Raw genomic sequence first — 25,816 nt, forward strand, 5'->3', positions numbered from 1 at the left:
GCGTGCCGTCGACCGGAGCGGTCTCAGGCGGCCTCGGCGACCTGGCGGTTGACGATCGCCAGCAGGTCGGCCGGCGTCTCCACGTCGGTGGTGGCCTCCTCGGGCAGCTTGACGCCGAAGTGGCGTTCGAGGCGGTTGAGGGTGTCGATGACGGCGAGCGAGTCGAAGCCGAGGTCGACGAGGCGGGCGTCCAGGATGTCGCCCGTGAGATCGACGCTCTCGTCCTCGCCCGCCGCGCGCAGCAGGAAGTCCTTCAGCTCGTCGAGGGTCAGTTCGGACATGACGGGGTCCCTTTCGTGAGTGCGGCTGGGCGGGTTCGGGTCGGCGAGGCGGTCAGGAGGCGGGCGGGGGGCCGGCCTCGACGAACACGCGGGCGCGGGACATGGTCGCGCGGCTGTTGCCGCCGAGGGCCTGGCGTACGGCGGCGCGGGCCGCACCGAGCGAGGCCGGCGGCCCGGGAAGGGCGGCGATGCCCTCGGGGCTGAGGATGACCTGATGGCGGGCGGTCACCCGTACGGTACCGGGCTCGGTCTCCTCGAACAGCCACTCGCCGTTGTGGGCCTGGAGGACCGGTGGCAGTGTGGTCTGCTTGTAGACGATCCGCCGGTCCCGCTCGCACACGCGGCCGGAGACGGTGGTGTGCACGGAGCCGTCCGGCGCCTTGGTGTCCATCCGCATGTACTGCAGGCCCTCGGCGTCCTCGCGCAGGTCGAGGGCGGCGACGTGGTCGAGCCGCTCGGGCCACTTCGCGACGTCGTACAAGAAGTCGTACACCTCGCCGAGCGGACCGTTGACGGTCTCGGTGTCGGTGAACTCCAGCAGCAGGTCCGCCTCTTGACCGGCGCGGAGCACCGCGCGCCGCAGGTTCTCCAGTTCGGCGGTGCTGTTGTGCTCGACGGCCCGTTCGATGCGGGCGAGGTGGGCGGGGTCGTCGTCGACGGCGCGGTAGTGGTGGTCGAGGACGACGGTGCAGCCCTCGGCGTGCTCCTCGACGGTCCAGGCGCCGCCCATCTCGGCAACCGGCGGGCGCGGGTGGCTCTGGTGGAACTCGACGCGGTGCCGTCCGGGGTCGAGCAGCCGCCGTGACTGCCAGGTGCGCAGTTCGCCGTCGGCCAGGGCCCAGAGGCGGATGTCTTCCTCGCGCCCGTTCCAGGAGAGGCGTTCGGCCCGGACGGTGGGAGGGAAGTACAGCGGCCACAGGCTGACGTCGGCGACGATCCGGTAGACGGATTCCGCGGCCGACGGCACGTCGATGCGGTGGGTGACCTTGGTGAGGGTCACGACGCCTCCTCTTGCGGCAGGTGGGCGGTGGGCAGCAGGGCGGTGCGCACGGCGCGGACCGCCCGCCGGTCGGCCTCGTCGCCGCGGTGCCGGTCCGGCAGCAGCGGGAGGACCGCGCTGTGGCCCTCGATGACGGCGGTCCGGCGGCGGGCGAGCATGGTGAGGCTGTTGCCGGGGCCCGCCTCGACGAGCAGGCAGTCGTGCGCGGCGAGCAGTGCGGTTAGGGTGGGCGCGAAGTGGACGGTGCCGGACGCCTGTCCGGCCCAGAACTCCGGGTCGAGCGCCTGCTCCGCCGTCAGCACGCCTTTGGTGTAGGCGGAGTACAGGGTCAGTCGCGGGAGGTAAAGGCGGACCGAGCGCCAGCCGGGCAGGGACGCCTTGACGGCGTCCTCGACGACGGGGCTGTGGAACGCCTGCCGGGCCAGCACCTCGCGGCAGACCGTGCCGCGCTCGTGCAGGGTCCGGGCCGCCGCTCTGAGCGGCTCCCGCTCGCCGGCCAGCAGCAGCTGGCGGGAGGCGTTGACGGCGGCGAGGTACACGTCGGCGCGCAGGACGTCGGCGACCTCGTCGAGGGAGGCGGACACGGCGAGCATGCCGCCGGGTGGGGTCCGTGCGAACAGGTCGACCCGCTCGCGCATCATCCGGACGCCGTCGGCGAGGTCGACCACGCCGACGAGCGTGGCGGCGGCCAGCTCGCCGACGCTGTGCCCGAGCAGCGCGACCGGCTGCACGCCCCACTCCAGCAGCATCCGGCCGAGCGCGTGGTCGACGGCGTACAACAGCGGCTGAGCGACGGTGACGTCGTCATACTGCAATGACGGCTGCTCGGCGAGCCACGCGCGGCGCAGCCGTCCGCCGTCGGGTCCGAGCAGCCGGAACGCCTCGTCCATCCAGTGGGTGAACGCCTCCTCGTGCCCGTAGAGTCCCGCGGCCATCCGCGGGTGCTGGGCGCCCTGGCCCGGCAGGAGCAGGGCCACGCCCTTCGGGGATCGCACGGCCATGGCCGGATTCCACCTCCCTCTCCACTGCCTCGCGTCTGTCGTCCCCCACGGGGGTTCCACAAGGAGGCAGCCTGCGGGAGTGGTGTCGAGCCGCGCCTGAGGACGGTTGGAGCGGCGCTGCGGGGCGCGGGGGTCGAGTCCTGCTCCACGCCTGTTCGAGGAGGCGCGGGCAGGCTCGCCGGCATGACCCGTGAAGACCGGCCCCAAGCGCTGAGCACGTTCTACGAGCAGAGCCCGGACTGGTCCGCCTCGCCGGCGGCGGACGGGCTGGAGCACTCCACGGTGGAGGTGCCCCTCGACTACTCCGACCCCGCCGGAGAGCACCTGACGATCGCGCTCAGCAGGCGTCCGGCGAGCGATCCGGGCCGCCGCCGCGGGGTGCTGCTGGCCCTCAACGGCGGACCCGGCGGTTACTTCGGGCTGGGCCGCCGCTTCCCCGCCGCCCTGGCGGCCACCCCGCTCGCCAAGGTGTACGACCTGATCGGCTTCGACCCGCGCGGCACCGGCGGGTCCACCCCACTGCTGTCGCACGTCATCCCGCGCCGGGCGCCGGTGGACTCGCGTCCGCCGGACTCGGTGTTCGCGGAACTCGCCGAGGAGGCGCGGGAGCGCGAGGACGGCAACCGGCGCGGCGGCGGCGCGCGACGACCGCACTTCAGCACCCGCAACGTGGTCCGGGACATGGACGTCATCCGGGCGGCGCTCGGCGAGGATGTCATCAACTACCTCGGCTACACGTACGGCACGTACGTGGGCGCGGTGTTCGGAGCGATGTTCCCGGAGCGGCTGGACCGCAGTGTGCTGGACTCGTGCGTACACCCGGACTGGACGTGGCGCGACCAGCTGATGGCACAGGGCGCCGCGCACCGGGAGAACGTGGAGGCGTGGGCGGACTGGACGGCCCGCCGCGACCGGCACTTCGGTCTGGGCGCCTCGCGGGCGGCGGTGCTGGAGGCGGTGGAGGAGGCCGTCGCGCACGTCGGCGCGCTGCCCGACGGGGTGCGGCTGCGGACCCTGCTGGACTCGGCGCTCGGTTCGCGCTCGGCGGACCGGGCGCGCTGGGAGAACCTGGGCAGCATGGTGGGCGAGCTGCGGGCGGCGGCGGAGCCGGCGGCCGAGAAGTGGCTGGCCGACGAGCGGATCTGGCCGCCGGAGGAGACCGGCGAGGTCCGCTGCGGGGTGCTGGACGCGGTCATCCTGGAGAAGGACTGGCCCTCCGACATCGAGACGTACTTCGCGGACATGCGGCGCTTCCGCGAGCGGTACCCGTACGGCTGCGGGGTGACGCGGGCGCAGCCGCTGCCGGGCGCGTTCCGCACGTTCACACCGCCGGAGCCGCCCGCCGGACTGGTGCGCGACGGCTATCCGGCCGGACTCGTCGTGCACGCCGACGGCGATCCCGTCGACCACTATCCCGGCGGCGCGGCCCTTGCCGAGCGGCTGGGCCATCGGCTGGTGACGGTCGGGGACTGCGGCGGGCACGAGATCTACTCCTTCGCCCGCAACCCGCACGTCGACGCGGTCGTCGAGGCATATCTGATCGACGGCACCCTGCCGGAGCGCGACCTGATCTGCCCGAGCATCGTGTCCCGGCCGGACGTGCCGGCCGACGACAGCGGCGAGCGGGATGCGTCCCACGGCGGGGCGCCGCCCTCCGCGGGTTCCGACACTCATCGCGAAGGAAGGCACGTATGACACGCGCTCTGGTCATCGGCGGGGGGATCGCGGGCCCGGTGGCCGCGATCGCCCTCCAGAAGGCAGGCCTCGACCCGGTCGTCCACGAGGCGTTCGACCGCACGGCCGACCATGCGGGCAACTTCATGAACATCGCGCCCAACGGCCTCGACGCGCTCGCCTGCGTCGACCTGGCCGCGCCGGTGCGCAGGCTCGGCTTCGTCACACCGGCCATCGCGTTCTACCGCTCCGACGGGCGCCGGCTCACCCCCGACATCTCCACCGAGGCGCAGGCCGGACGCGGCGCCGTCATCCAGACTCTGCGCCGCGCCGATCTGTACCGCACGCTGCGCGAGGAGGTGGAGCGGCGCGGCATACCCATCCGGTACGGCAAGCGGCTGACGGACGTGGAGTCCACCGGCGGGCGGATACGCGCCCGGTTCGAGGACGGCACGCACGCCGACGGGAACCTGCTGGTCGGCGCGGACGGCATCCGCTCGCGGGTGCGCAGGATCATCGACCCGGCGGCCCCGGAACCCCGGTACCTGGGCACGGTGAACGCGTTCGGGGTGGCGTCGAAGCGGCCGATCGAGGGCACGCCGGGTGTGCTGCGGATGTACTTCGGGCGCAAGAGCTTCTTCATGTCGGCTCAGCATCCCGACGGTGACGTGTGGTGGTTCGCCAATCCGCCGCGGCCGACCGAGCCGGACGCCGCCGAGCTGCGCCGCCCGGGTCTGGACTGGCGCGACGAGATCGTGGAGTTGTTCCGCCGGGACGGGATGCCCGCGCTGGACGTGGTGCGCGCCTCGACGCGCTTCTCGGTGCCGTCGGCCAACTACGACCTGCCGACGGTGCCGCGCTGGCACCGCGACGGCATGGTCCTGGTCGGCGACGCCGCGCACGCCGTCTCCCCCACCGCGGGGCAGGGCGGGTCGGTGGCCATCGAGGACGCGGTGATTCTCGCCAAGTGCGTGCGGGACGCGCCGACGATCGACGTGGGCCTCGCGACGTACAAGCAGGTGCGGCGGGCACGGGTGGAGGGCATCGTCGCGCAGGGCAAGCGCAACGTGGACGGCAATCTCGCGGGGCCGGTGGGCCGGATGGTGCGGGACTTCTTCATCCGGCGGGCGTTCCGCGACATCGCGGCCAAAGGGCCGGAGAACACGCCGGTGTGGATGCTCGGACACCACATCGACTGGGACACCCGTGAGGTCGCCGGCGATCGGCGCGGCGTACGGACGGGACGGTGACGGCGGTGTACGGAGCGGAGTTCGCCGAGATCTACGACCTGGTCTATGGCGCGCGGGGCAAGGACTACGCCACCGAGTGCGCCGAGGTGGTCCGGCAGGTGCGGGCGCGTCGTCCGGACGCCTCCTCGCTGCTGGACCTCGCCTGCGGGACGGGCGCTCATCTCGCCTTGCTGCGCGAGCAGTTCGGGACCGTGGAAGGGCTGGAGCTGTCCGAGCCGATGCTCGCCAGGGCGCGGGCTGCGGTGCCGGACGTGACCGTCCACCACGGCGACATGCGCGACTTCGGCCTGGGGCGCACCTATGACGCGGTGATCTGCATGTTCAGTTCCATCGGGTACGTCGGCTCGGTGGAGAACCTCGATGCGACGCTGCGCAGCGTCGCCCGGCACCTGGAGCCGGGCGGTGTCGTGCTGCTGGAACCCTGGTACTTCCCTGAGGCGTTCACGCCGGAGTACATCGCGGACGACCTGGTCCGCACGGAGGACCGGGTCGCGGTGAGGGTGTCGTACTCGGTCCGGGAGGGCGACCAGGTGCCGATCGTGGTGCACTACGTCGACGCGCTGAAGGGGCGCGGGATCCGGCACTTCACCGATGTGCACCGGATGTCGCTGTTCACCAGGGACCAGTACCGCGCGGCGTTCGAGCGGGCCGGCTGCTCGGTGGAGTACGTCGAGGGCGGGCCGTTCCGCTGCGGACTCTTCGTCGGCGTCCGCGGGGACGGCCCACCGGAGTGACACGCGGGCCGTGCGAAGGGGCGCCGGCCGTTGGTGGCCGGCGCCCCCTTCGCTGTCATGCCGCGGCGGCGAGGCGCCACATGTCGCGCAGGGAGGACCGCAGGTCGCGGCGCGGCTGCCAGCCGAGCAAGGCGGCGGCGAGGCGAATGTCCGCGCAGGTCCACGAGCCGCCGAGACTGGTGGTCGCCCGGCGCCGCTCGCGCAGCATCCGGGAGGGGAAACCGGCGGCCTCGACGAACAGCCGGGCCACGGAGGTGATGTCGGTGGCCGTGCCGCTGCCGATGTTGACCGCCCGGCCCGTCACCGGGGAGGAGACGGCGAGCGCGACGGCGTCGGCGACGTCGCGGACGTCGACGAAGTCCCGCCGGGCGTCGGCCACGTCGATCGTCATGGGCTCCCCCGCCCGCACCGCCTCGGTGAGCTGCCGGACGAGTTTCCCGGACAGGCTGACCGGCGAGGGGTGCGGCCCACACACGTTCGTCACGCGCAGCACCATCGCGTCGACGGCACCGGCCCGTGCCGCCTCCAGCACCGCCGTGGACCCGGCGAGCTTGCTGCGGGTGTAGTCGGTGGCGGGGTGTGGCGGGTGCGTCTCGGCGACGACGGTGCCCCAGGGGGTTTCGCCGTATTCGAGGATGGTGCCCAGGTGCACCACGCGGATCCGCCGGGGCAGGTCGGCCGCGGCGGCGACGAGGCGTTCGACGAGGTCGACGTTGAGCCGGGTCAGCGCCGGTTCGCCGACGGTCCAGCCGTCGGTGGCGTTGGCGGCGTCGGTGGCGTTGACGATCGTGTGGACGCGGGAGTCCGCCAGCAGCCGGCGCAGCGCGGCGGGCGGGGCGGTGGCCAGGTCGAGCCGGACGAAGGGGTGTTGGGCGAGGTGGGGGACGGGGTGCCGGGCGACGACCAGCACCTCGGCGCCGGCTCGGGTCAGTTCCGCGCACACGTGTCTGCCCACCCAGCCGGTGCCGCCGAGCACGGCGATCCGCGCCGCCCCCCGCACTCCGTGCCCGGTCACCGCGGCGTCCTGGGCCGTGTGGGGTTCATCCGGTCACGAGGTCTTCGAGCACGGACACGGTCCGCAGCGGCGAGGGCTGCGCGGCGATGTCGTCGCGGACCGCGAGGGCGCGTTCGCGCCGCTCGGGGTCGTCGAGCAGCGTGCGGCACGCCTCGCGCAGCGCCTCCGGGGTGAGGACGGTGGGCGACACCTCGATCGCGCCGCCGTACTCGGTCAGCCGCCGGATCTCGGCGAGCGGCTTGCCCCGGCCGGGGACGACTACCTGGGGCAGCCCGTGGTACGAGCAGGCCATCATGGTGCCGGGGCCGCCGTGGTGCACGGCGAGGTCGCAGCCGGGCAGGACGGCGGTCAGCGACTGCCAGCCGGCCGCGGCGACGTTGGCGGGCAGGTCGCCGAGCTGGGGCAGCAGGTGGTCGGCGACCGCGACGACAAGTTCGACGGGCAGTTCGGCGACCGCCCGCAGCATCTGCCCGAGCGCGGGCAGCCCGCCGATCTGCGGCTGGACCGAGCCGAGCGTCACCAGCACCCGGGGCGTGGAGCGCGGACGCAGGCTCCAGCCGAGCACCGAGCCGGGCTCACCGTAGGGGACGTACCGGATGGGGACGGCGCCGTCGGCGGGACCGCCCATCAGGGGCGGACAGTTGTCGAGGACGAGGTCCGGCGCGGGCAGTTCGTCGAGGCCGCACTCCTTGATCTCCGGGGCCAGTTCACGGGCCACGGCGGGAACGATCGGCAGGTCGCCGGGGCCGACGGTGTGCTTGACCCAGGGCACCCCGTGCTGTGCGGCGGCCAGGGCCGCGGCGCCGAAGGAGTACGACTCGGTGACCACGAGGTCGGGCCGCCAGGTGCCGACGAGTTCGCGGGTGCCCTCCAGGGTGCGGGTGGCCAGGCGGGAGAAGCCGGAGCCGACGCCGTCGGCCATCTCCTCGTCGGTGTCCGGAACCTTCAGCGGGTTGCCGTCCCGGTCGCGGCCCATGACGTCGCCCATGTCCAGCGGGCCGTACACCGAGGCCATGCACAGTCCGGCGCCGCGGACCACCGGCTCGAAGCTCTCCGGAGCCGCCACCAGCACCTGGTGGCCGGCGGCATGCAGCGCCCAGGCGAGCGGCACGACGGGGAAGAACAACGGGTGGGCGGGTCCTGTGTTGAGCAGAATCTTCATACCTGCACCTCGCTGGGCAGAGGGAGACGGACAGCGGGACAGCCGGGAGCGGGGAGGGCCGCGGGAGACGTGAGGGGCCGTGCGTCAGGTGTGCTCGCGGTCGGGGGCCGGAGCCAGGGCGGCTTCCGCCTCAAGGCACCGGCGGTAGTCGGGGAGCAGGCCGCGGTCCTGCGCCTGGGCGAGCGTGGGCGCGATCCGGTCGCGCCCGGACAGCAGCGGCGCGGCGGTGCCGGGCAGCGGCAGCCGCAGCCCGGGATCGAGGACGGACACGGCCAGTTCGTTCTCCGCCACGTACTCGGTGGACAGGGTGTAGGCCATGACGGTGTCATCGCTGAGCGCGGCGAAGGCGTGGCCCACGCCGACCGGCAGGTAGAGCGCGCGGAAGTCCTCGGTGTCGAGGAGCACGCTGTCCCACTGCCCGAAGGTGGGCGACCCGATCCGCAGGTCCACCACGAAGTCCAGCGCCCGGCCGCGCGGGCAGTACACGTACTTCGCGGTACCGGGCGGCACGGTCGTGTAGTGGACGCCGCGTACGACGTCCTTCCGCGAACTGCTGAAACTGATCTGGGAGACGGGGAACAACTGGTGCCCGGTCGCTGCCGCGAAGGTGCTCTCCTGGAAGGGTGAGACGAACAGCCCTCGGGGGTCGCGGTACACGGGGGGCGTGAACTCCAGGGCCCCGGCCACTTTCAGTGAACGCGTCTGCATGGCCGCTCCCTCGTCCTTCCGCCCGGTGCCCGGCAACGGCGACCAGCCTCCGGGCGCCGGCTCGAAGCCGGGTGGACGCCCGCTGGAGAACGGGGACGGAATGTGCCCGACTCCTTTTCATCGCGGCCGAAGGTTGACCGCGATCTGACTAGCCTTTCACCCATGCAGGTCACTCACTCGCTCCGCGCCCTCAACCGGGCCACCCTGTCCAGGCAGTTGCTGCTGGACCGGGTCGGCCGTACGCCCCTCGACGTCATGGAACGACTGGTCGGCCTGCAGGCTCAGGATCCCGAGCCGCCGTACATCGGACTGTGGAACCGTCTTCCCGGATTCCGGCAGGACGACCTGACCGTGCTGCTGGAGGAGCGGCGCGTGGTGCGCTCCACGCTGTACCGGGGCACGCAGCACCTGGTCACCGCCGAGGACTACCTCTGGATCCGCCCTGTTCTGCAACCCATGCTGGACCGCTGGCAGAAGGGAGCCTGGGGCAGGGTGACCGCCGGGCTGGATCTGGCCGAACTCGCCGGCACGGTCCGGAAACTGCTCGGCACCGGGCAGATGTCCCGGCCCGAGCTGGCCGCCGCGCTCCGGGAGCGGTGGCCCGATCGGGACCCCGTGGGACTGGCGCGTTCGGCGCAGGCCCTGCTGGCGATCGTGCACCCGCCGCCGGACGGCACCTGGGGACGGCGGGGCACCACGCCGTTCATGCTCGCCGAGGAGTGGCTCGGCCGGCCGCTGGACACCGCGCCGTCGGTGGAGCGGCTGGTCCTGCGCTGTCTGGCGGCTTTCGGACCGGCCACGGTGCGGGACGTCCAGGCGTGGAGCGGCATGACCCGGCTGAGGGAGGTCGTGGACCGGTTGCGGCCTGAACTACTGGTACGCAGGGGCGAGTCGGGCCAGGAACTGTTCGACCTGCCGGACGCCCCGCGCCCCGGAGCGGACCACCCGGCCCCCGTCCGCTTCCTCGCTCTGCTGGACAACGTGCTCCTGGCCTGGGCCGACCGCGGCCGGATGCTCAGCGACGAGCGCCGGGTCCCGGTCAGCGTGGAACCCGCGCTGACCGTGGACGGATTCGTGCACGCCCTCTGGAGGATCCGGCACGACCGGGATGAGCGGGCGGTATTGGTGGTCAAGCCCTTCGAGCCGCTGCCACGCGCCGCGCGGGGCGAGATCGCCGAGGAGGGCATGGCGCTGCTGCGGTTCGCCGCGCCGAAAGCGGCGTCGTACGACATCGAGATTCATCCGGTCGAACCGTAGTCCGGCCGACGCGGACCGTAGGAACCGTAAAGTCGCCCAATCACGGCTGACGAGGTCGGCAAACCACGTCGGCAATCGTTCATGGCCGGTAAAGAAACGGAAAAGCGCTGCCTACCGACCTCGACGAAGGGATTGAGCCAGACTCAAGCGCCGTGCTTGAGGCTCGCTCGGGGAATCAGCAGAGTGATCGTTCGGCCACACCGCTCACCTGCGCACTCTGCTCCACGAACAAGCGCAACGCACTACCCCGGATGCCCGAACCACGGGTACATCCACATGAAGAATCGACCTGGGGGAACGCATGCACATACGACTTCTGGGAGAGCTAGAGACAGTCCTGAACGATACGCCGATCGCTCCCACAGCGGCTAAACCCCGCCAGGTGTTGGCGCTTTTGGCGCTGAATGCGGGGCGTATCGTGTCCGTGCAGAACCTTGTCGAGGAGCTGTGGGGCCACCACCCGCCGCCCAGCGTCCGCACCACGCTCCAGACGTACATCCTGCAACTCCGCAAGCTGATCGACTCCGCGCTCCCGGAGGGATCGGCCCGTACGGCCAAGGACATCCTGGTCACCCGGTTCGACGGCTATCTCCTCGACATCCCCCCGGAGAACGTGGACGTGTGCTGTTACGAGCAGCTCGCGAAGGCCGGCCACCAGGCCATGGCCAGGGGCGACCACGAGTCGGTGTCACGGCTGCTCGGCATGGCGTTGAGCAAATGGCAGAGCAGGGCCCTGGTCGATGTCCGCATCGGCACGCTGCTGTCGATCGAGGTGGCCCGCCTGGAGGAGAGCCGGCTCAACGCGCTGGAGAACCGGATCGGCGCGGACATCCAGCTGGGACGCCACCAGGCCGTCCTCAGCGAGCTGACCGTACTCACCGCCCAGCAGCCCATGCATGAGAACCTGTGCGCGCACTACATGGTGAGCCTGTACCGCTCCGGGCGGCAGTGGCAGGCGCTGCACGCATACAAGACCCTGCGCAACACGCTCAACAAGGAATTGGGCGTCGAGCCCTCCCTGAGGCTGCGCAAGTTGCACCAGGCGGTGCTGCGTTCGGATTCTCGACTGGAAGAACTCCTCGAACCCGCCCCCGACCGTCCGCAGTTCAGCCACGCCTGAGCATCCGCCGCAACCGCCCCCGAGGACCCCAAGGAGAGAACGCATGAGGGAAGCGAACGCCGAGGAGTACGTCGAGGTCCTGCGCTTCTACGCCCGGCAGATGAACCTGCTCGACCGCCTCGATCTCGACGGGTACACCGGCACGTTCACCCCGGACGGGGTGACCCACCATGTGCACCACGGTCACAAGCTGGAGGGCCGCGAGGCCCTGCTCGACCACGCTCGCAAGGCGCTCCCGCGCTACCGCGAGGTGACCGCCCGGCACTGGAACGACCACTACCTGGTGGACGTGGGGCCGGACGACGTCTTCCACGTCGGCTACACGTCGCTGGTGACGCTGACCGACGCCGAAGGGCACGTCCGGTTCGAGTCGACGTTCGCCGTGACCGACGAACTGGTGCGGCGGGAGGGCCGGTTGCTCACCCGGTCCCGGACGATCGTGCGCGACCGACCCGCCGCCGGATGACCAGGGCGACGGGACCGGACCGCACCGGCCTCAGCAGGGCTGCGGCTGCGCACTCACCTTCTGCAGGCGGGCGGTGGCCGGCGTGGTGCCCAGTTCCACGCCGTCGGCGTCGTAGTACGTGCCCTGCCCGGTGGAGATGAACTCCGCGGGACCGGAGAGCACGGCCTTGTGGGCGAAGCGCAGATAGCCGGTCGTGGCGCCGGAACCGTTGAAGAAACGTTCCACTCCTCGGAAGGCAAATGTCGACGGACCGGTTCGCCGCCAGCGTCCCGAGCCGTCGACCCCTCCGTCCGGGCCCGGTGGCTGAAGGGCGCACATCGTACCGTCCGCCCGGAACGACATGGTGGCCTCGACCTCCGTGCCGGCGAAGTTGATGGTGCCGGACCACAGCCCGACGGGGGCGGCCTTGTGTATGTGCTTCTCCCCCGCCGCTCCCGCGGTGGCCGTACCGGGCACGGCCACCACCAGGGCGACGCCCAGCGCGCCGCCCGCCAGGGCGCGCGACCACCTGCGCCGGACGCCGGGTGCGGTCGGTCCGGTGCTGCCCGGTCCTGTGCTTCTCCCCATGCGGGGACACCCCCTCGTGTGTTCTTCGCCGACATTTTTCGGCCGATCCCCGGAGCCGCGCTGTCGTGGTCCGAGCGCCCGACAGCGTCGTGCTTCGCCCTCGGGGGAGGCTCGAATTCCCCTGGACCCCTACGGTCCGGCCCTCTGGACCCGCCTCGCGCCCCCGGAACTCCGCCGGGTCTCGACCGGGCGTCCAGCGCCTGCCACCAGGCTTCGGGCGCCGGCTCGGAACAACTCGTCGGCCAATCACCGCGCCCCGTCCTCCGGCGGACCGAAGCTGACCTCGACCCCTCGTACGGTGTGCGGACCGAGACGATCACAAACCGTCCACCTGCGGAAACTCCCGTTCCGCAGGTGATGGAGGAGCAATGACAGACGCGATCATCGCCGAGGGCCTCAAACGGCGATTCGGCTCCACACAAGCGCTGGACGGCCTCGACCTGGCCGTCCGCGAGGGGTCGGTGATGAGCCTTCTGGGGCCCAACGGCTCCGGCAAGACCACGGCCGTGCGGGTCCTCTCCACACTGTTGCGCCCCGACAGCGGACGCGCGTTCGTGGCGGGCCTGGACGTGCTCAAGGACATGGTGAAACTGCGTCGCAAGATCGGCCTGTCCGGTCAGTACGCCGCCGTGGACGAGGACCTCACCGCGCGCGAGAACCTGCGCATGGTCGGCAAGCTCTACCACCTGGGCACGCAGGAGGCGAACCGCCGGGCCGACCAGCTGCTCGACCGGTTCGGTCTCGCCTCGGAAGCGGACCGCCAGGTCAAAGGCTACTCCGGCGGCATGCGGCGCCGGGTGGACCTGGCGTGCGCGGTGATCGCCCGGCCCGAGGTGCTGTTCCTGGACGAGCCCACCACCGGTCTCGACGTCCGCAGCCGACAGACGTTGTGGGACGTGATCGTCGAGCTGGTCGACGAGGGCAGCACGCTGCTGCTGACCACCCAGTACCTTGAGGAGGCCGACAAGCTCTCCGACCGGATCACCGTGATCGACCACGGCCGGATCATCGCCGAGGGCACCCCCGACCAGCTCAAGGCCCGCGTCGGCAGCGAGCGGCTGGAACTGACCCTGGCGAGTGTCGAGGACCTGCACACCGCGCGCCGGCTGCTGGACCGGCTGGCGCAGGGCGAGGTGGTGACCGACGAGGGGGAGAAGCAGCTCGTTGTCCCCGTCGAGGACGGTCCCGAGGCGCTGGTCACCGCGATCCGGACGCTCGACGCCGAGGGCGTCGGACCGGTCGGCGCGGGGCTGCGCCAGCCGACGCTGGACGAGGCGTTCCTCGTCCTGACCGAGCGGTCCGGCACCACCGCCGCACCGGAACCCGCCGGCACCACCGGCGAACGCGTCGGCACGGCCGACAAGGAGAGCCTGCGATGAACGCCCTGTCCACCACGGTGAGCGACGCCCTCACCCTCAGCCGGCGCAGCCTGATCAAGAACCTGCGCAACCCCGACGTCGTCGTGTTCTCCAGCGCCGCGCCCATCGCCTTCGCGCTGCTGTTCGGCTACGTCTTCGGCAGCGCGATCGACCTCGGCGGAGGCGCCAACTACCGCGAGTTCATGGTGGTCGGCATCCTCACCCAGACCATGTTGCTGACCGCCTCCAACACCGGTACGGGCATCGCCTACGACATGAAGCAGGGCCTGGTCGACCGGTTCCGGTCGCTGCCCATCTCCCAGTCCGCGGTCCTCTTCGGCCGCACCAACGGCGACGCGCTCAACAACATCGTGGTGATGGCGCTGCTGTCGGTCACCGGTCTGCTGATGGGCTGGCGGATCCGCGGTTCCTTCGCCGACGCGGCGCTGGCGTACCTGCTGCTGTTCCTGTTCGCCTACGCGGCGAGCTGGATCGCGGCGGCCATCGGGCTGAGCGTGCGCTCCCCCGAGGTGCTGGGCAACGTCCTGCTGATGGCGCTGCTGCCGCTGACGTTCGTCTCCAACGCCTTCGTGCCGGCCGATGAACTCCCCGGGCCGATGCGGGTGATCGCCGAGTGGAACCCGGTGTCCACCGTGGTCGGCGCGTGCCGCGAGCTGTTCGGCAACATCCCGCCCGGCTGGCCCGAGCCGGACGCCTGGCCGCTCCAGCACCCGGTCGCCGCATCCTTCCTGTGGGTGGCGGTCATCCTGCTGATCTTCGTGCCGCTGGCCATCCACCGCTATCAGCGGGCCGTGAGCCAGTAATCCGCGCGACGCCGGGCACGGCGGCCCCGTGCCCGGCGGTCCGCACATCACTTCGGTCACCTGGGAGGAACCATGCGTTTCCTGTTCGTCACCGGCGGCGGCTCAGCTCCCGTCCATGCCGGGATCCCTCTGGTGTGGGCGGCGCGCAGCGCCGGGCACGACGTGCTCGTGGCCTGCCCCCGCGAGAACACCGAGCTGATCGCCGGCCTCGGGCTGCCTGCCTACCCGGTGACGGATCTGGGCATGGCCGACGCCATCCTCAAGGACCGTGAGGGCAACTGGCTGCCGATGCCGACCGGTAGCGAGGAGGAGCAGATGGACTTCGCCGGGCGCGGCTTCGCCCGGCTGTCGGCGGGCTGCCTGGAGGGCACCATGCGGCTGGCGGAGTCCTGGCAGCCGGACGTGATCGTCGGCGGTGAGTACAACCACGCCGCACACCTGGTGGCGTACCGGCTCGGGATCCCGCTGGTCAGTCACACCTGGGCGATCTACGACCGTACGGACGTCGACTGGCAGGGCGCGACCTCGGAGCTGGAGCCGGAGCTCTCGGCGATGGGCCTGGACGCCATCCCGGAGCCGGTGGTGTTCCTCGACATCACCCCGCCCTCGGTGCGCCCCTCCGAGGCCGTGCCGGCGGAGCCGATGCGCTGGACGCCGGGCAACCAGCAGGTGCCGTTGGAGCCGTGGATGTGCGAGCGGGGCGACCGGCCCCGCATAGTGATCACCTCCGGCTCGCGCAGCATGTTCGTACCGACGCTGGGCATGGATTTCTTCCGGCCGCTGCTGGACAACCCGGCTGTGCACAAAGGCGACTTCGAGATCGTCGTTGCCACCTCACCCGCGATCGCCGGGCAGTTGAAGGAGACCTGGCCGGATATCCGGGCCGGATACGTCCCGCTGGACGTGCTGGCGCCGACGACCGACCTGGTGGTGCACCACGGTGGCGGCGTGACCGTGATGACGGTGCTCAACGCAGGTGTGCCGCAGCTGGTGCTGCCGGAGATCCCTGCTTCGGCGATCCCGATGCGCCGGGTCGACGAGTTCGGCGCGTCCCTGACGATGGACTCGGCCACCGAGTCCGCCGACGCGGTCGCCGCTGCGATGACCACGCTGCTGAGCGAGCCGTCCTACCGTGAGCGGGCAGGTGAACTCTCCCGGCAGATCGCGGCGATGCCGTCGCCGGCGCGGGTCGTGGAGCGGCTGGAGAAACTGGTCTGACCCACCCCGAGAACCCCGGAGCGAGGGTCCGCCAATTCCCCCGGGCGGCCCTCGCTCCGGCCTTTGCGCCTGCGTGTGTCAGAGGGCGAGGAGCACCTCGCGCAGCGCCGAGACGACCTTGTCCTGGAGGCCGACGGGCAGGGACGGGTACATCGGCAGCGAGAAGATCTCACCGGCCAGCCGCTCGGTCACCGGCAACGAGCCCTCCTGGTACCCGAGGTGCGCGAAGCCGGTCATGGTGTGTACCGGCCAGGGGTAGCTGATGTTGAGGTGGATGCCGTAGCGCTTCATCGCCTCGATGACCTCGTCGCGCCGGGGGTGGCGGACGACATAGACGTAGTACACGTGCTCGTTGCCCTCGTTGGTGGACGGCAGTACCAGACCCCGCTCGGCGAGGTCGCCGAGTTCCTCCTCGTAGCGGCGGGCGACGGCCCGGCGTCCGGCGATGTACGCGTCGAGACGGCGCAGCTTGCGGCGGAGGATCTCGGCCTGCACCTCGTCGAGGCGGCTGTTGTGACCGGGGGTGCGCACGACGTAGTAGACCTTGTCCATGCCGTAGTAGCGCAGTCGGCGCAGATGGGTGTCGACGTCGGCCGAGTCGGTGACGACGGCACCGCCGTCGCCGTAGGCGCCGAGCACCTTGGTCGGGTAGAAGGAGAAGGCCGCGGCGTCGCCCATCGTGCCGGCGAGGGCGCCGTGGTGGCGGGCGCCGTGGGCCTGGGCGCAGTCCTCCAGGATCGCCAGGTCGTGGCGGTCCGCCAGGGCGCGCAGGGGGGCCATGTCGACGCACTGGCCATAGAGGTGGACCGGCAGGAGCGCCTTCGTCCGGGGGGTGATGGCGGCGGCGACCTGCTCGGGGTCCATCAGGTAGTCGTCCTCGCGGACGTCGACGAAGACGGGCGTGGCACCGGCGCCGTCGATGGCGACGACGGTCGGAGCGGCGGTGTTGGACACCGTGACCACCTCGTCGCCGGGGCCGATGCCCAGAGCCTGGAGGCCGAGCTTGACGGCGTTGGTGCCGTTGTCGACGCCGGTGCAGTGGGGCAGGCCGTGGTAGGCCGCGAACTCCTCCTCGAAGCCGGCGACGCTGGCGCCCAGCACCAGCCGTCCGGAGCGGAACACGGTGTCGACGGCGTCGAGCAGGTCCTCGCGCTCGGCCTCGTACTCGGGCAGGTAGTCCCAGACATAGGTGGTCATCTCAGAGAGCACTCCGTTTTCCGTCGGGCGTGTGCGGTCGCTGTACGAACTCATGCCAGAAGTCCTCCACGGCGTTGGTGAGCGAGCGCCGCGGACGCCAGCCGAGCAGTCGCGCGGCGGGCTCGATGTCCACCCGGGACCAGTCCTCCGTGGAGTGCCGGACCCCGGTCCCCGGCCGCTCGGTGATCTCGGCGGGGACGCCGCTGCGGTCCACCAGCAGATCGACCAGGGCGCGCACGGGCACGCTCTCCCCGCGCCCCAGGTCGACCAGTTCGCCGGTGACCGCGGAAGTGGCCGCGACGATCACCGCGTCGGCAACGTCCCGGACGTCGACGTAGTCCCGGCGGGCCAGCAGCGGGTCCAGCTCGATCCGGGCGATGCCGTCGGGCCCGGGCCACGCGAGTCGGCCGGCGACCCGGCCGAGGAGACTGACCTCGGGGCTGCCGGGGCCTGCGAGGTTGGCGATGCGCAGCACCATCCCCGTCAGCCGACCGGTGCGCGTGCGGTCCAGCACCGCCTCGGTGGCCGCCAGTTTGGCCCGGCCGTAGGCGCTGGTGGGCCGGGCCGCGACGGCGGCGCCCATGGTGGTGCCGGCCGCGACCCTGCCGTACTCCAGGACCGAGCCGAGGTGCACCAACCGGGGGCGCTCACCGAGCAGTTCCAGCGCGTCCAGCAGCCTGAGGGCCGGGGCGGCGACGGCGTCCCACATCTCGGGGTCGGTGCGGCCCCAGATGCTGCCGACGGCGTTGACGACGACGGCGGGCCGCAGGTCGGCGAGCACGGCCGCGACCTCCTGCACGGGCTGCGTGCCGAGGTCGAGCCGCCGGAAGCGGCCGGCGAGCGGCGCGTCCGGAGGCCGGCGGGCCGCCGCGACCACCTCGTACCCGAGGTCGCCGAATCCCTCGCACACGTGCCGTCCCACGAAGCCGGTGCCACCGAGGACCAGGACGCCGGGACGAGCGGGCATGGATCCCTCCTTCCGTGTGGTGGGGGCACTCCTGCGCGTCAGCCTGACCGCTCGCGGTCGCGCATCGCTAGAGAGCCGGTTCCGGCTCCAGCGGTCCTCGACGTGCCCGCGCCAGTCTTGCCCCGGCGCCCGACGGCGCCGAGCACACACGGGAAGCGGCCAGGCAGAAAGGCGGTATCGCATGTACGGCGCCGACTCAGCGCGGTTCTACGAGGCGCAGCACACCGCACGGGGCAAGGACTACCGGGCCGAGGCCGAGGTGGTCGCCGGCGAGGTCCTGCGGCGTCGGCCGGACGCGTCCTCGGTGCTGGACGTGGCTTGCGGGACCGGCGGCCATCTGGCGGCGTTCGGGGAGCTGATCGGGCCGACGGAGGGCGTCGACCTGTCCGAGCCGATGCTGGAGATCGCCCGGCGGGACCACCCGGACGTGCCGCTGCACCTCGGTGACATGCGCGACTTCGACCTGGGCCGGATCTTCTCCGCGGTGACCTGCCTGTTCGCGTCGATCGGGTACGTGAACGGCGTCGGGGAGCTACGGGCGACGCTGTCCTGCCTCGCGCGGCACACGGAGCCGGACGGGGTGGTGGCGGTGGAGCCGTGGTGGTTCCCGGAGACGTACGTGGACCGCTGGGTCTCGAGCGATGTCGTCCGCTGGGACGGGACGACGGTCGCGCGGGTGGCGCACACCGTGCGCGACGGGGACGCCTCACGGATGGAGGTGCACTACCTGGAGGCCACGCCGGACGCCGGAGTGCGGCATCTGACGGAGGTGCACCGGGCGATGCTGTTCACCCGCGAGCAGTACGAGGAGGCGTTCCGGCTGGCCGGGCTGGAGCCGGAGTACGTGCCGAAGGTGATGTCCGGGCGGGGGCTGTTCGTCGGGGTGCGGGCCGGGCGGCCCGCTCAGGAGCGTTGACCGGAGAGCGGCGCAAGCGGCGCTCTGACGGACTTCGAGCGGGACGGGGAAGTGTGGGCGGCTCCACCGCGCGGGTGCCGGCCGGGTACCTGCCAGACCTTGGAGGGTGTCACATGACCCGCCTGCTGCACATCGACTCGTCGTCGTCGAAGGACTCCGTCTCCCGCGCGCTGGCCGCCCGCTTCCGCGAGGTGTGGGACAAGGAGCACGGCCCCGACTCCGTGACCTACCGCGATCTGGTCGCCGAGCCGGTCCCGCACCTCAGCCCGGATGCCGTGGTCACACTGTGGTCGCAGCCCTGCACCGAGGCACAGCAGGCCACCGCCGCGCTTCAGCAGCGGCTGGTGGAAGAGATCCTCGCCGCGGACGCGCTGCTGATCAGCGTGCCGATGTACAACTGGACGATCCCGTCCGTGTTGAAGGCGTGGCTGGACCAGTCCCTGATCCTGGGCCGGACGCTGCCGTACGACCCGAGCAGCAAGCCGCTGGGCGGGCGGCCTGCGACGGTGCTGGTGGCGTGCGGCGGCTACTACGGGGCCGACTCGCCGGAGACCTCGATGGACCACTGCCGGCCGTATCTGACGACGGTGCTGAGCCAGGTGCTGGGCTACGAGCTGGAAATGATCACCGCGTGGCGCACGCTGGCCGGGGCCGGGCAGGGCTCCCCCGAGGAGGCGGAGCTGGCGGCCGAGTCGCTTCGGGCCGCGCAGGAGGCGACTGCGGCGCGGGCCGATGCGGTGGCCGCGTCAGGGGCGGTCGCCTGACCGGGCGCGGCTCGCGCCGGCGGCGCGTTGCAGACGGGCGGTGAGAGTGTGCAGGTGGTCGACGAGTTCGGGCGGCTCCTGCACCTCGAAGTCGAACCCGAACGCAGCCACCCACACCGCGAGCTGGTCCAGGCTCTCGGAGCCGATGCGCAGGATGCAGGTGTGCTCGTCGACGGGTTCCACCAAGCCCAGGTAGGCGGGCACCTCGTCGGAGACCTCACGGGCACCGGCGTGCATGGTGAGCACGGCCTGGTAGCGGTGGCGCTTGGTGGTGACACCGAGGGTGACGTACCGGGCGACGCCCTCGTCGGGCAACGGACGGGGGCGGAAGCGGGGGCCGTTCGGGATGCGCAGTTCCATCCGGTCGACGCGGAAGGTACGCCAGTCCTCACGGGCGGTGTCCCAGGCGAACAGGTACCAGCGGCGTTCGTTGTGGACGAGCCGATAGGGCTCGACGTCCCGGCGGGAGGGGGCGCCCTGCATGCCGCGGTAGTCGAAGCGGAGCCGTTCGTGGGTGCGGACGGCCGAGGCGATCGCGGTCAGGGTGTCGGGGTCGACGGTGGAGCCGAGCGTGGGCAGCGCGACCAGCGCGGAGTTGATGGAACTGATCCGGGCGCGCAGCCGCGTGGGCAGCATCTGGTCCAGCTTGGCCAGGGCCCGCGCGGAGATCTCGGCGATGCCGGTCACGGTGCCGGCAGCCGCAGTGCGCAGGCCCACGGCCACCGCGACGGCCTCCTCGTCGTCGAGGAGCAGCGGTGGCAGGGAGGCGCCCGAGCCCAGCTGGTAGCCGCCGCCGACGCCGCCGACGGAGTTGATCGGGTAGCCCAGGGAACGCAGCTTCTCGATGTCGCGGCGGACCGTGCGGGGGGTCACGTCGAGGCACTCGGCCAGTTCGTTGCCGCCCCAGTCGTGGCGGGTCTGCATGAGGGACAACAGTCGTAACAGTCGTGCCGAAGTCTCCAGCATGCGATCAGTGTCCCACCTTTCGCGGACCCAGCCTGTCCGCGATGGGTCCTAGCTTGGGCGGCAGGACGGAAGGAGATCTCTCATGACGATTCTTGTCTCCGGTGCGACCGGCAATGTGGGCCGCCCGATGGTGGAACAGCTGCTGGCGGCCGGGCATCGGGTCCGCGCCCTGACCCGTGACCCGCAGAAGGCGAACCTCCCGGACGGCGCGGAGGTGGTGGCCGGCAACCTGGCCGTGACGTCGAGTCTTCCCGAGGCGTTCGCGGGCGTGACGGCGGCGCACCTGATCAGTTTCGGTGACGACTACGCGCCGCTGACCAACGGCGCCGAGATCGCGCAGATCGCGGTGCAGGCCGGGGTGCGCAAGGTGACGATCCTCAAGGGCGACACGGAGAAGACCGGGCTGGACGAGGCCGTCGAGGCCAGCGGTCTGGAGTACACCTACCTGGCGCCGGTGGAGTTCATGTCGAACGCCCTGGAGTGGGCGGAGTCCGTGCAGAAGGAGGGCGTCGTCCGCGAGGGTTTCCCGGACGTGCCCAGCTCGATGGTGCACGAGGCGGACATCGCCTCCGTCGCCGCGACAGTGCTGACCACGGACGGTCACGCGGGCAAGGAGTACTGGCTGACCGGTCCCGAGGCGCTGACCGCGCCGCAGAAGGTGGCGGTCATCTCCGAGGTGCTGGGGCGTGAGGTGCGGTTCGTCGAGCTGAGCCGGGACGAGATGATCGCCCGCTGGCGCGAGCAGGGCTACGGCGACGACGACCTGGAGTTCTTCCTGACGATGCGCACGAACCCGCCGGAGGCGGGCCGCACCGTGCTGCCGACGGTGGCCGATGTCACCGGGCGGCCGGGCCGGGCCTTCGCCCAGTGGGTGCGGGAGAACGCGGCGGCCTTCGGAGGCTGACGCGGGCGGCCGGGGAGCCGCCGGCGGGGAGGCCGCCGCACGGGTTCGAGTTCGGCTGCACGGACCTTCTAGCAGCCGAGCCGAGCATGACGGGCGACAGGTGCGGCGGCAAACCCGCAACGAGGCATCTTCTGGAGGTGCGCTTTGTCAGCCTTTCCCCCGGCAGCCGCGGTGCAGGCACTCGCCGAGCACGGTGAGGGCTCCGCGTCCCTGCTGATGTCGGCGGCCGTCCGGTCCGGTCCGCTGTCCGGGCCCGGTGACATCCACCGCTGGCTGGCCGAGCAGCGGCGGCACGCGGTGATGGACGTACGGCCCGTACCGCTGGACAGCCTCACCGGCTGGCACACCGATCCGGACACCGGCGACATCGTGCACGCGTCCGGCAAGTTCTTCGCCATCACGGGGCTCGACGTCCAGGTGCCCGGAGCGACGGTGCCGCGCTGGCAGCAGCCCATCATCGACCAGCCCGAGGTCGGCGTGCTGGGCATCCTGGTCAAGGAGTTCGACGGGGTGCTGCACTGCCTGATGCAGGCCAAGGTGGAGCCGGGCAACTGCAACGGCGTCCAGCTCTCCCCGACCGTGCAGGCCACCCGCAGCAACTACACGCGGGTGCACGAGGGTTCGCCGGTGCCGTACCTGGAGTACTTCCAGGATACGGCCCGGCACCGGGTGGTCGCCGACGTCCGGCAGTCGGAGCAGGGCTCCTGGTTCCACCGCAAGCGGAACCGGAACATGGTCGTCGAGGTCACCGAGGACGTCGAGGTCCGCGACGACTTCCGCTGGATGACACTCGGCCAGGTCCACGAACTGTGCGCCATGGACGACGTGTTGAACATGGACACCCGCACCGTGCTGTCCTGTCTGCCCTTCGTCGGCCCGCATCTGCCGGAGGTTCTCGGGCCGGGCCGCGACGGCTTCACCACCGCGCTGCTGCACTCCTGTTCGGGCACGGGCATAGGCCGGTACGGCATGACCGAGGTCCTCAGCTGGGTCACGGACGTGCGCACCCGCGCACTCAGTGAGGCGCACCGCATCCCGCTGCGGGAGGTGACGCACTGGCACCGCGACGACGGTCGGATCACACACGCCAGCGGGCTGTTCTTCAATGTGATCGGTGTCAGCGTCACCGCCGGCGGCCGAGAGGTCGCAGCCTGGTCGCAGCCGCTGGTGGAGCCCTGCGACGAGGGGGTGGTGGCGTTCCTGGCCAAGCCCGTCGACGGCGTGCTGCACCTGCTGGTGCACGCGCGGGTCGAGGCGGGCTTCCTCGACGTCGTGGAGCTGGGGCCGACGGTTCAGTGCACCCCCTCCAACTACGAGGTGCTGCCCGAGGAGGCCCGTCCGCCGTTCCTCGACGAGGTGCTGGACGCCGCCCCGGAGCGGATCCGGTTCGACGCGGTGCACTCCGAGGAGGGCGGGCGGCTCTACCACGCCCGCAACCGCTATCTGATCGTGGAGACCGCCGAGGACTTCGAGCCCGGTCGTCCCGACTACCGGTGGTTGACCCTGGCCCAGCTCTCCCAACTGCTGCGGCACAGCAACTACCTGAACGTCCAGGCCCGCAGCCTGGTCTCCTGCTTGCACAGCATGACCACCTGAACAACCCCTGTCACCCTACCCACTTCACATCCGAGGAGACGGACATGGAGCACAGCGGCAGGCCCGCCGGCGTCGTGACCTTCATCAACCGGTTCACCGTGAGCGGTGACCCCCAGGAGTTCGAAGCCGCCTTCGCGAAGGTGGCCTCCTTCATGACGGCCCAGCCGGGCATCCTGGGCTACACCCTGTCCCGGCACGCCGAGAAGCCCGGCAGCTACGTCAACGTGGCGCTGTGGCAGGGCGCCGGCGCGCTGCGCGCCGCCGCCGCCCACCCCGACTTCGGCGCCCACGTCGGCGAGTTGCGCCGGCTGGCGACGAGCGAGTCCGACGTGTACGTGGAGCGGCAGCGTTATCTGGGCGACGCGACGCAGCAGGGCGAGGCGGTGTGACTGCTCAGCACGGCACGGCGCCCGCCGGCGACATCCGGATCGTCGGAGCCCGTGAGAACAATCTGAAGGACGTGTCGCTGACCATCCCGAGGAACCGGATCACCGTGTTCACCGGGCTGTCCGGCTCGGGCAAGTCCTCGTTGGCGTTCGGCACGGTCGCGGTGGAGGCGCAACGCCAGTTGTACGCCACCTTCAACTGGTTCATCCGCAACCAGCTGCCCCGCTACGGACGGCCGCACGTGACCGCCATCGAGAACCTGACCACCCCGGTGGTGGTCGACCAGAAGCCGGTCGGCGGCAACGCGCGCTCCACCGTCGGCACCATGACGGACCTGCTGTCGACGGTACGCGTGCTGTTCTCCCGCTGTGCCGCCCCCTCACTCGCCCCCGGCGGGTACTCCTTCAACGACCCGCAGGGCATGTGCCCCACATGCGAAGGACTGGGGCAGATGCGGCAGGTCGACGTCGACCGCGTGCTGGACCGCACCAAGTCCCTGGACGAGGGCGCGATCCGGCTCCCCACCCACAAGGTGGGCGGCATCGACTGGCAGCAGTACGCCGGCTCGGGCCACTTCGACACCGCCAAGCGGTTGTCGGAGTACACCGAGGACGAGTGGCGGATGCTGCTGTACGGCAGCGGCGGCACCGTCACCGTCCACTCGGCGAACACGAGCACCACGCTCAGGTACGAGGGTGTCGTCGCCCGGTTCGCCCGCACCAACCTCAAGCGCGACCTGAGCACCCTGAGCGAGCGGGCCCGCGGCAATATCGAGCAGTTCATCACCCTCGGCCCGTGCACCGACTGCCGCGGCACCCGCCTCGGCCCGGACGCGCTGGCGTCGACCATCGACGGCCGTACGGTCGCCGACTACTCCGGCATGGAGATCAGCGAGCTGATCCGGGTCCTCGGCGCCATCGAGGACCCGGTGGGCTCGCGGATCGCCGCGGATCTGAGGGAGGCGCTGGGCAGGGTCGAGGCGATCGGCCTGGGCTACCTCTCCCTGGACCGGCCCACGGGATCGCTGTCGGGCGGTGAGGCACAGCGGCTGAAGATGGTGCGCCACCTCAGCAGCAGCCTCACCGGTATGACGTACATCTTCGACGAGCCCAGCACCGGGCTGCACCCGAAGGACGTGGGGCGGCTCGGCGAGCTGATGCGGGCCCTGCGGGACCGGGGCAACACCCTGATCGTCGTGGAGCACGACCCGGACGTCATCGCCATGGCCGACCATGTCGTCGACCTCGGCCCCAAGGCGGGCCCGCTGGGCGGTGAGATCGTGTTCACGGGCACGTTCGAAGGGCTGCGGAACGCGGACACGGTGACCGGGACGGCGCTGCGCCGCTGCGGGTCGGTGAAGACCGAGGTGCGCCGCCCGACCGGCAAGCTGTCCGTGGAGGGCGCGGACCTGCACAACCTGAAGAACGTGACCGTCGCCTTCCCGACCGGGGTGCTGACCGCGGTGACCGGTGTGGCCGGGTCGGGCAAGTCCAGCCTGGTCACGGGCGCGTTCAGGGAGGCGCATCCGAACGCGGTGTTCGTCGACCAGTCGCCGGTGAGGGCGTCGGCCCGGTCCACGCCGGTGAGCTATCTGGAGGCGATGGACCCGATCCGCAAGCTGTTCGCCAGGGCCAACAAGGTGCCGGCCGGCCTGTTCAGCTTCAACTCCTCCGGCGCGTGCGGCGAGTGCCAGGGCCGTGGGGAGATCGTCACGGAGCTGGCCTACATGGACCCGGTGCGGTTGCGCTGCGAGGCGTGCCGGGGCCGGCGTTTCCACGAGGAGGTGCTGGAGCACCGGGTGCGGGGCGCGTCGATCGCTGACGTGCTGGAGATGACCGCCGGGGACGCGGCCGGATTCTTCACCGAGCCCGACATCGCCGCCCGCATCGGCCGCCTGGTCGACGTCGGGCTGTCGTACCTGGCCCTCGGACGGTCACTGAGCACCCTGTCCGGCGGCGAGCGGCAGCGGCTGAAACTGGCGAGCCACCTCGACCGCTCGGAGGGCGTGTACGTCCTCGACGAGCCGACGACGGGGCTGCACATGGCCGACGTCGACGGCCTGGTCGTGCTGCTGGACCGCCTGGTCGAGCAGGGCAACACCGTCATCGTCGTGGAGCACAACCTGGACGTGGTGCGCCAGGCGGACTGGGTGGTCGACCTCGGACCCGGCGGCGGCCGGCACGGCGGCGAGGTCGTGTTCACAGGCACCCCGCAGGAGCTGCTGGAGGCGCCGCGGTCGGCGACCGGCGAGCACCTGCGCCGGTACTGCGCGACCTGACGGCGGACCTCACCCGCGCTCTCTCAAGCTGCCTTCCAGCCAGGGACGAGAGGGCGCACGAAGACTCGGTGACAGCCCACGGGGTTGGGGGGGGGGCCCGCCGCCCCCCCCCCCCCGCCCCCCCGGGAACCGGGTGTGGGGGGGCCCCCAGAGCCCCCCCCCCCCCCCCCCCCCCCCCCCCCCCCCCCGCCGCCCCCCCCCCGATG

Annotated in this window: 25 protein-coding genes; 15 read left to right on the plus strand and 10 right to left on the minus strand. The window is 71.6% G+C overall.

Annotated features, from left to right (window positions below):
• Window positions 1-23 precede the first annotated feature (23 nt).
• Genes ACFWVE_RS28170 through ACFWVE_RS28180 form a run of 3 tightly spaced genes read right to left on the minus strand, consistent with a single transcriptional unit; the run spans window position 24 to window position 2,282 of the window.
• On the minus strand, window positions 24-281 hold the full coding sequence (locus ACFWVE_RS28170) for an acyl carrier protein (RefSeq protein WP_384019670.1): 258 nt from the start codon (window positions 279-281) through the stop codon (window positions 24-26).
• Between the two features lie 52 nt (window positions 282-333).
• Window positions 334-1,281: an aromatase/cyclase gene (locus ACFWVE_RS28175; RefSeq protein ID WP_384019673.1), complete on the minus strand. Its 948-nt coding sequence runs from the start codon at window positions 1,279-1,281 to the stop codon at window positions 334-336.
• Window positions 1,278-2,282: an acyltransferase domain-containing protein gene (locus tag ACFWVE_RS28180; RefSeq protein WP_384019676.1), complete on the minus strand. Its 1,005-nt coding sequence runs from the start codon at window positions 2,280-2,282 to the stop codon at window positions 1,278-1,280. The genes ACFWVE_RS28175 and ACFWVE_RS28180 overlap by 4 nt, the downstream gene beginning before the upstream one ends.
• A 183-nt stretch (window positions 2,283-2,465) precedes the next feature.
• On the opposite strand from ACFWVE_RS28180, the gene ACFWVE_RS28185 reads away from it, so the two are divergent.
• Genes ACFWVE_RS28185 through ACFWVE_RS28195 form a run of 3 tightly spaced genes read left to right on the plus strand, consistent with a single transcriptional unit; the run spans window position 2,466 to window position 5,940 of the window.
• The gene (locus ACFWVE_RS28185; protein WP_384019679.1) at window positions 2,466-3,977 is read left to right on the plus strand and encodes an alpha/beta fold hydrolase; all 1,512 of its coding nucleotides are present in this window, start codon (window positions 2,466-2,468) and stop codon (window positions 3,975-3,977) included.
• Window positions 3,974-5,206 carry an FAD-dependent oxidoreductase gene (locus ACFWVE_RS28190; RefSeq protein WP_384019682.1) on the plus strand — a complete coding sequence of 411 codons (1,233 nt, stop codon included), beginning with the start codon at window positions 3,974-3,976 and terminating at the stop codon, window positions 5,204-5,206. Before ACFWVE_RS28185 ends, ACFWVE_RS28190 begins: the two co-directional genes overlap by 4 nt.
• Window positions 5,203-5,940 (plus strand): class I SAM-dependent methyltransferase, encoded by a 738-nt coding sequence (locus ACFWVE_RS28195; RefSeq protein WP_384019685.1) that lies wholly within the window; start codon window positions 5,203-5,205, stop codon window positions 5,938-5,940. The genes ACFWVE_RS28190 and ACFWVE_RS28195 overlap by 4 nt, the downstream gene beginning before the upstream one ends.
• A gap of 55 nt (window positions 5,941-5,995) precedes the next feature.
• On the opposite strand, the gene ACFWVE_RS28200 is transcribed toward ACFWVE_RS28195, so the two are convergent.
• The 3 genes from ACFWVE_RS28200 to ACFWVE_RS28210 all read right to left on the minus strand — a co-directional run bounded on the left by ACFWVE_RS28200 (window position 5,996) and on the right by ACFWVE_RS28210 (window position 8,825).
• Window positions 5,996-6,955: an NAD-dependent epimerase/dehydratase family protein gene (locus tag ACFWVE_RS28200; protein ID WP_384019687.1), complete on the minus strand. Its 960-nt coding sequence runs from the start codon at window positions 6,953-6,955 to the stop codon at window positions 5,996-5,998.
• A gap of 25 nt (window positions 6,956-6,980) precedes the next feature.
• Entirely contained in the window at window positions 6,981-8,117 is a 1,137-nt protein-coding gene (locus tag ACFWVE_RS28205) for a nucleotide disphospho-sugar-binding domain-containing protein (protein WP_384019689.1), read from the minus strand.
• 84 nt (window positions 8,118-8,201) lie between these two features.
• Window positions 8,202-8,825, minus strand: a complete 624-nt coding sequence (locus tag ACFWVE_RS28210) for a dTDP-4-dehydrorhamnose 3,5-epimerase family protein (protein ID WP_384019692.1) — start codon at window positions 8,823-8,825, stop codon at window positions 8,202-8,204.
• 162 nt (window positions 8,826-8,987) lie between these two features.
• Between ACFWVE_RS28210 and ACFWVE_RS28215 the strand changes: the two genes are divergently transcribed.
• From ACFWVE_RS28215 to ACFWVE_RS28225, 3 genes are all read left to right on the plus strand, one after another.
• Window positions 8,988-10,082 (plus strand): winged helix DNA-binding domain-containing protein, encoded by a 1,095-nt coding sequence (locus ACFWVE_RS28215; RefSeq protein ID WP_384019695.1) that lies wholly within the window; start codon window positions 8,988-8,990, stop codon window positions 10,080-10,082.
• 301 nt (window positions 10,083-10,383) lie between these two features.
• Window positions 10,384-11,202, plus strand: coding sequence for a BTAD domain-containing putative transcriptional regulator (locus tag ACFWVE_RS28220; RefSeq protein WP_384019698.1), 819 nt, complete (start codon window positions 10,384-10,386; stop codon window positions 11,200-11,202).
• 43 nt (window positions 11,203-11,245) lie between these two features.
• Window positions 11,246-11,668 carry a nuclear transport factor 2 family protein gene (locus tag ACFWVE_RS28225; protein WP_384019701.1) on the plus strand — a complete coding sequence of 141 codons (423 nt, stop codon included), beginning with the start codon at window positions 11,246-11,248 and terminating at the stop codon, window positions 11,666-11,668.
• A gap of 30 nt (window positions 11,669-11,698) precedes the next feature.
• On the opposite strand, the gene ACFWVE_RS28230 is transcribed toward ACFWVE_RS28225, so the two are convergent.
• Entirely contained in the window at window positions 11,699-12,235 is a 537-nt protein-coding gene (locus tag ACFWVE_RS28230) for a hypothetical protein (RefSeq protein WP_384019704.1), read from the minus strand.
• A gap of 368 nt (window positions 12,236-12,603) precedes the next feature.
• Here ACFWVE_RS28230 and ACFWVE_RS28235 point away from each other — a divergent pair, with 368 nt between their 5' ends.
• From ACFWVE_RS28235 to ACFWVE_RS28245, 3 genes are all read left to right on the plus strand, one after another.
• A complete protein-coding gene (locus tag ACFWVE_RS28235) occupies window positions 12,604-13,614 on the plus strand; it encodes an ATP-binding cassette domain-containing protein (RefSeq protein ID WP_384019707.1) in 1,011 nt (336 codons plus the stop codon).
• On the plus strand, window positions 13,611-14,417 hold the full coding sequence (locus ACFWVE_RS28240) for an ABC transporter permease (RefSeq protein ID WP_384019711.1): 807 nt from the start codon (window positions 13,611-13,613) through the stop codon (window positions 14,415-14,417). Before ACFWVE_RS28235 ends, ACFWVE_RS28240 begins: the two co-directional genes overlap by 4 nt.
• Before the next feature lie 72 nt (window positions 14,418-14,489).
• The gene (locus tag ACFWVE_RS28245) at window positions 14,490-15,635 is read left to right on the plus strand and encodes a glycosyltransferase (RefSeq protein ID WP_384019714.1); all 1,146 of its coding nucleotides are present in this window, start codon (window positions 14,490-14,492) and stop codon (window positions 15,633-15,635) included.
• A 78-nt stretch (window positions 15,636-15,713) separates the two neighbouring features.
• On the opposite strand, the gene ACFWVE_RS28250 is transcribed toward ACFWVE_RS28245, so the two are convergent.
• Window positions 15,714-16,832, minus strand: coding sequence for a DegT/DnrJ/EryC1/StrS family aminotransferase (locus ACFWVE_RS28250; RefSeq protein WP_384019717.1), 1,119 nt, complete (start codon window positions 16,830-16,832; stop codon window positions 15,714-15,716).
• Between the two features lies 1 nt (window position 16,833).
• Window positions 16,834-17,799 (minus strand): NAD-dependent epimerase/dehydratase family protein, encoded by a 966-nt coding sequence (locus tag ACFWVE_RS28255; protein WP_384019720.1) that lies wholly within the window; start codon window positions 17,797-17,799, stop codon window positions 16,834-16,836.
• A 181-nt stretch (window positions 17,800-17,980) separates the two neighbouring features.
• Here ACFWVE_RS28255 and ACFWVE_RS28260 point away from each other — a divergent pair, with 181 nt between their 5' ends.
• Together ACFWVE_RS28260 and ACFWVE_RS28265 are read left to right on the plus strand one after the other, a co-directional pair.
• Complete coding sequence (locus tag ACFWVE_RS28260) at window positions 17,981-18,715, plus strand: class I SAM-dependent DNA methyltransferase (protein WP_384019723.1); 735 nt, start codon at window positions 17,981-17,983, stop codon at window positions 18,713-18,715.
• 113 nt (window positions 18,716-18,828) lie between these two features.
• Window positions 18,829-19,479 carry an FMN-dependent NADH-azoreductase gene (locus ACFWVE_RS28265; RefSeq protein ID WP_384019726.1) on the plus strand — a complete coding sequence of 217 codons (651 nt, stop codon included), beginning with the start codon at window positions 18,829-18,831 and terminating at the stop codon, window positions 19,477-19,479.
• On the opposite strand, the gene ACFWVE_RS28270 is transcribed toward ACFWVE_RS28265, so the two are convergent.
• Entirely contained in the window at window positions 19,462-20,445 is a 984-nt protein-coding gene (locus ACFWVE_RS28270; protein ID WP_384019729.1) for a helix-turn-helix transcriptional regulator, read from the minus strand. The genes ACFWVE_RS28265 and ACFWVE_RS28270 overlap by 18 nt on opposite strands.
• An 82-nt stretch (window positions 20,446-20,527) precedes the next feature.
• On the opposite strand from ACFWVE_RS28270, the gene ACFWVE_RS28275 reads away from it, so the two are divergent.
• From ACFWVE_RS28275 to ACFWVE_RS28290, 4 genes are all read left to right on the plus strand, one after another.
• Window positions 20,528-21,349 carry an NmrA family NAD(P)-binding protein gene (locus tag ACFWVE_RS28275; protein WP_384019733.1) on the plus strand — a complete coding sequence of 274 codons (822 nt, stop codon included), beginning with the start codon at window positions 20,528-20,530 and terminating at the stop codon, window positions 21,347-21,349.
• A 216-nt stretch (window positions 21,350-21,565) separates the two neighbouring features.
• Complete coding sequence (locus ACFWVE_RS28280; RefSeq protein WP_384019752.1) at window positions 21,566-22,945, plus strand: NDP-hexose 2,3-dehydratase family protein; 1,380 nt, start codon at window positions 21,566-21,568, stop codon at window positions 22,943-22,945.
• 44 nt (window positions 22,946-22,989) lie between these two features.
• Entirely contained in the window at window positions 22,990-23,334 is a 345-nt protein-coding gene (locus tag ACFWVE_RS28285) for an antibiotic biosynthesis monooxygenase family protein (protein WP_384019736.1), read from the plus strand.
• On the plus strand, window positions 23,331-25,610 hold the full coding sequence (locus ACFWVE_RS28290) for an ATP-binding cassette domain-containing protein (RefSeq protein WP_384019740.1): 2,280 nt from the start codon (window positions 23,331-23,333) through the stop codon (window positions 25,608-25,610). Before ACFWVE_RS28285 ends, ACFWVE_RS28290 begins: the two co-directional genes overlap by 4 nt.
• Window positions 25,611-25,816 lie beyond the last annotated feature (206 nt).

It is taken from the genome of Streptomyces sp. NPDC058632 (assembly GCF_042717095.1).
Classification (GTDB): Bacteria; Actinomycetota; Actinomycetes; order Streptomycetales; family Streptomycetaceae; genus Streptomyces.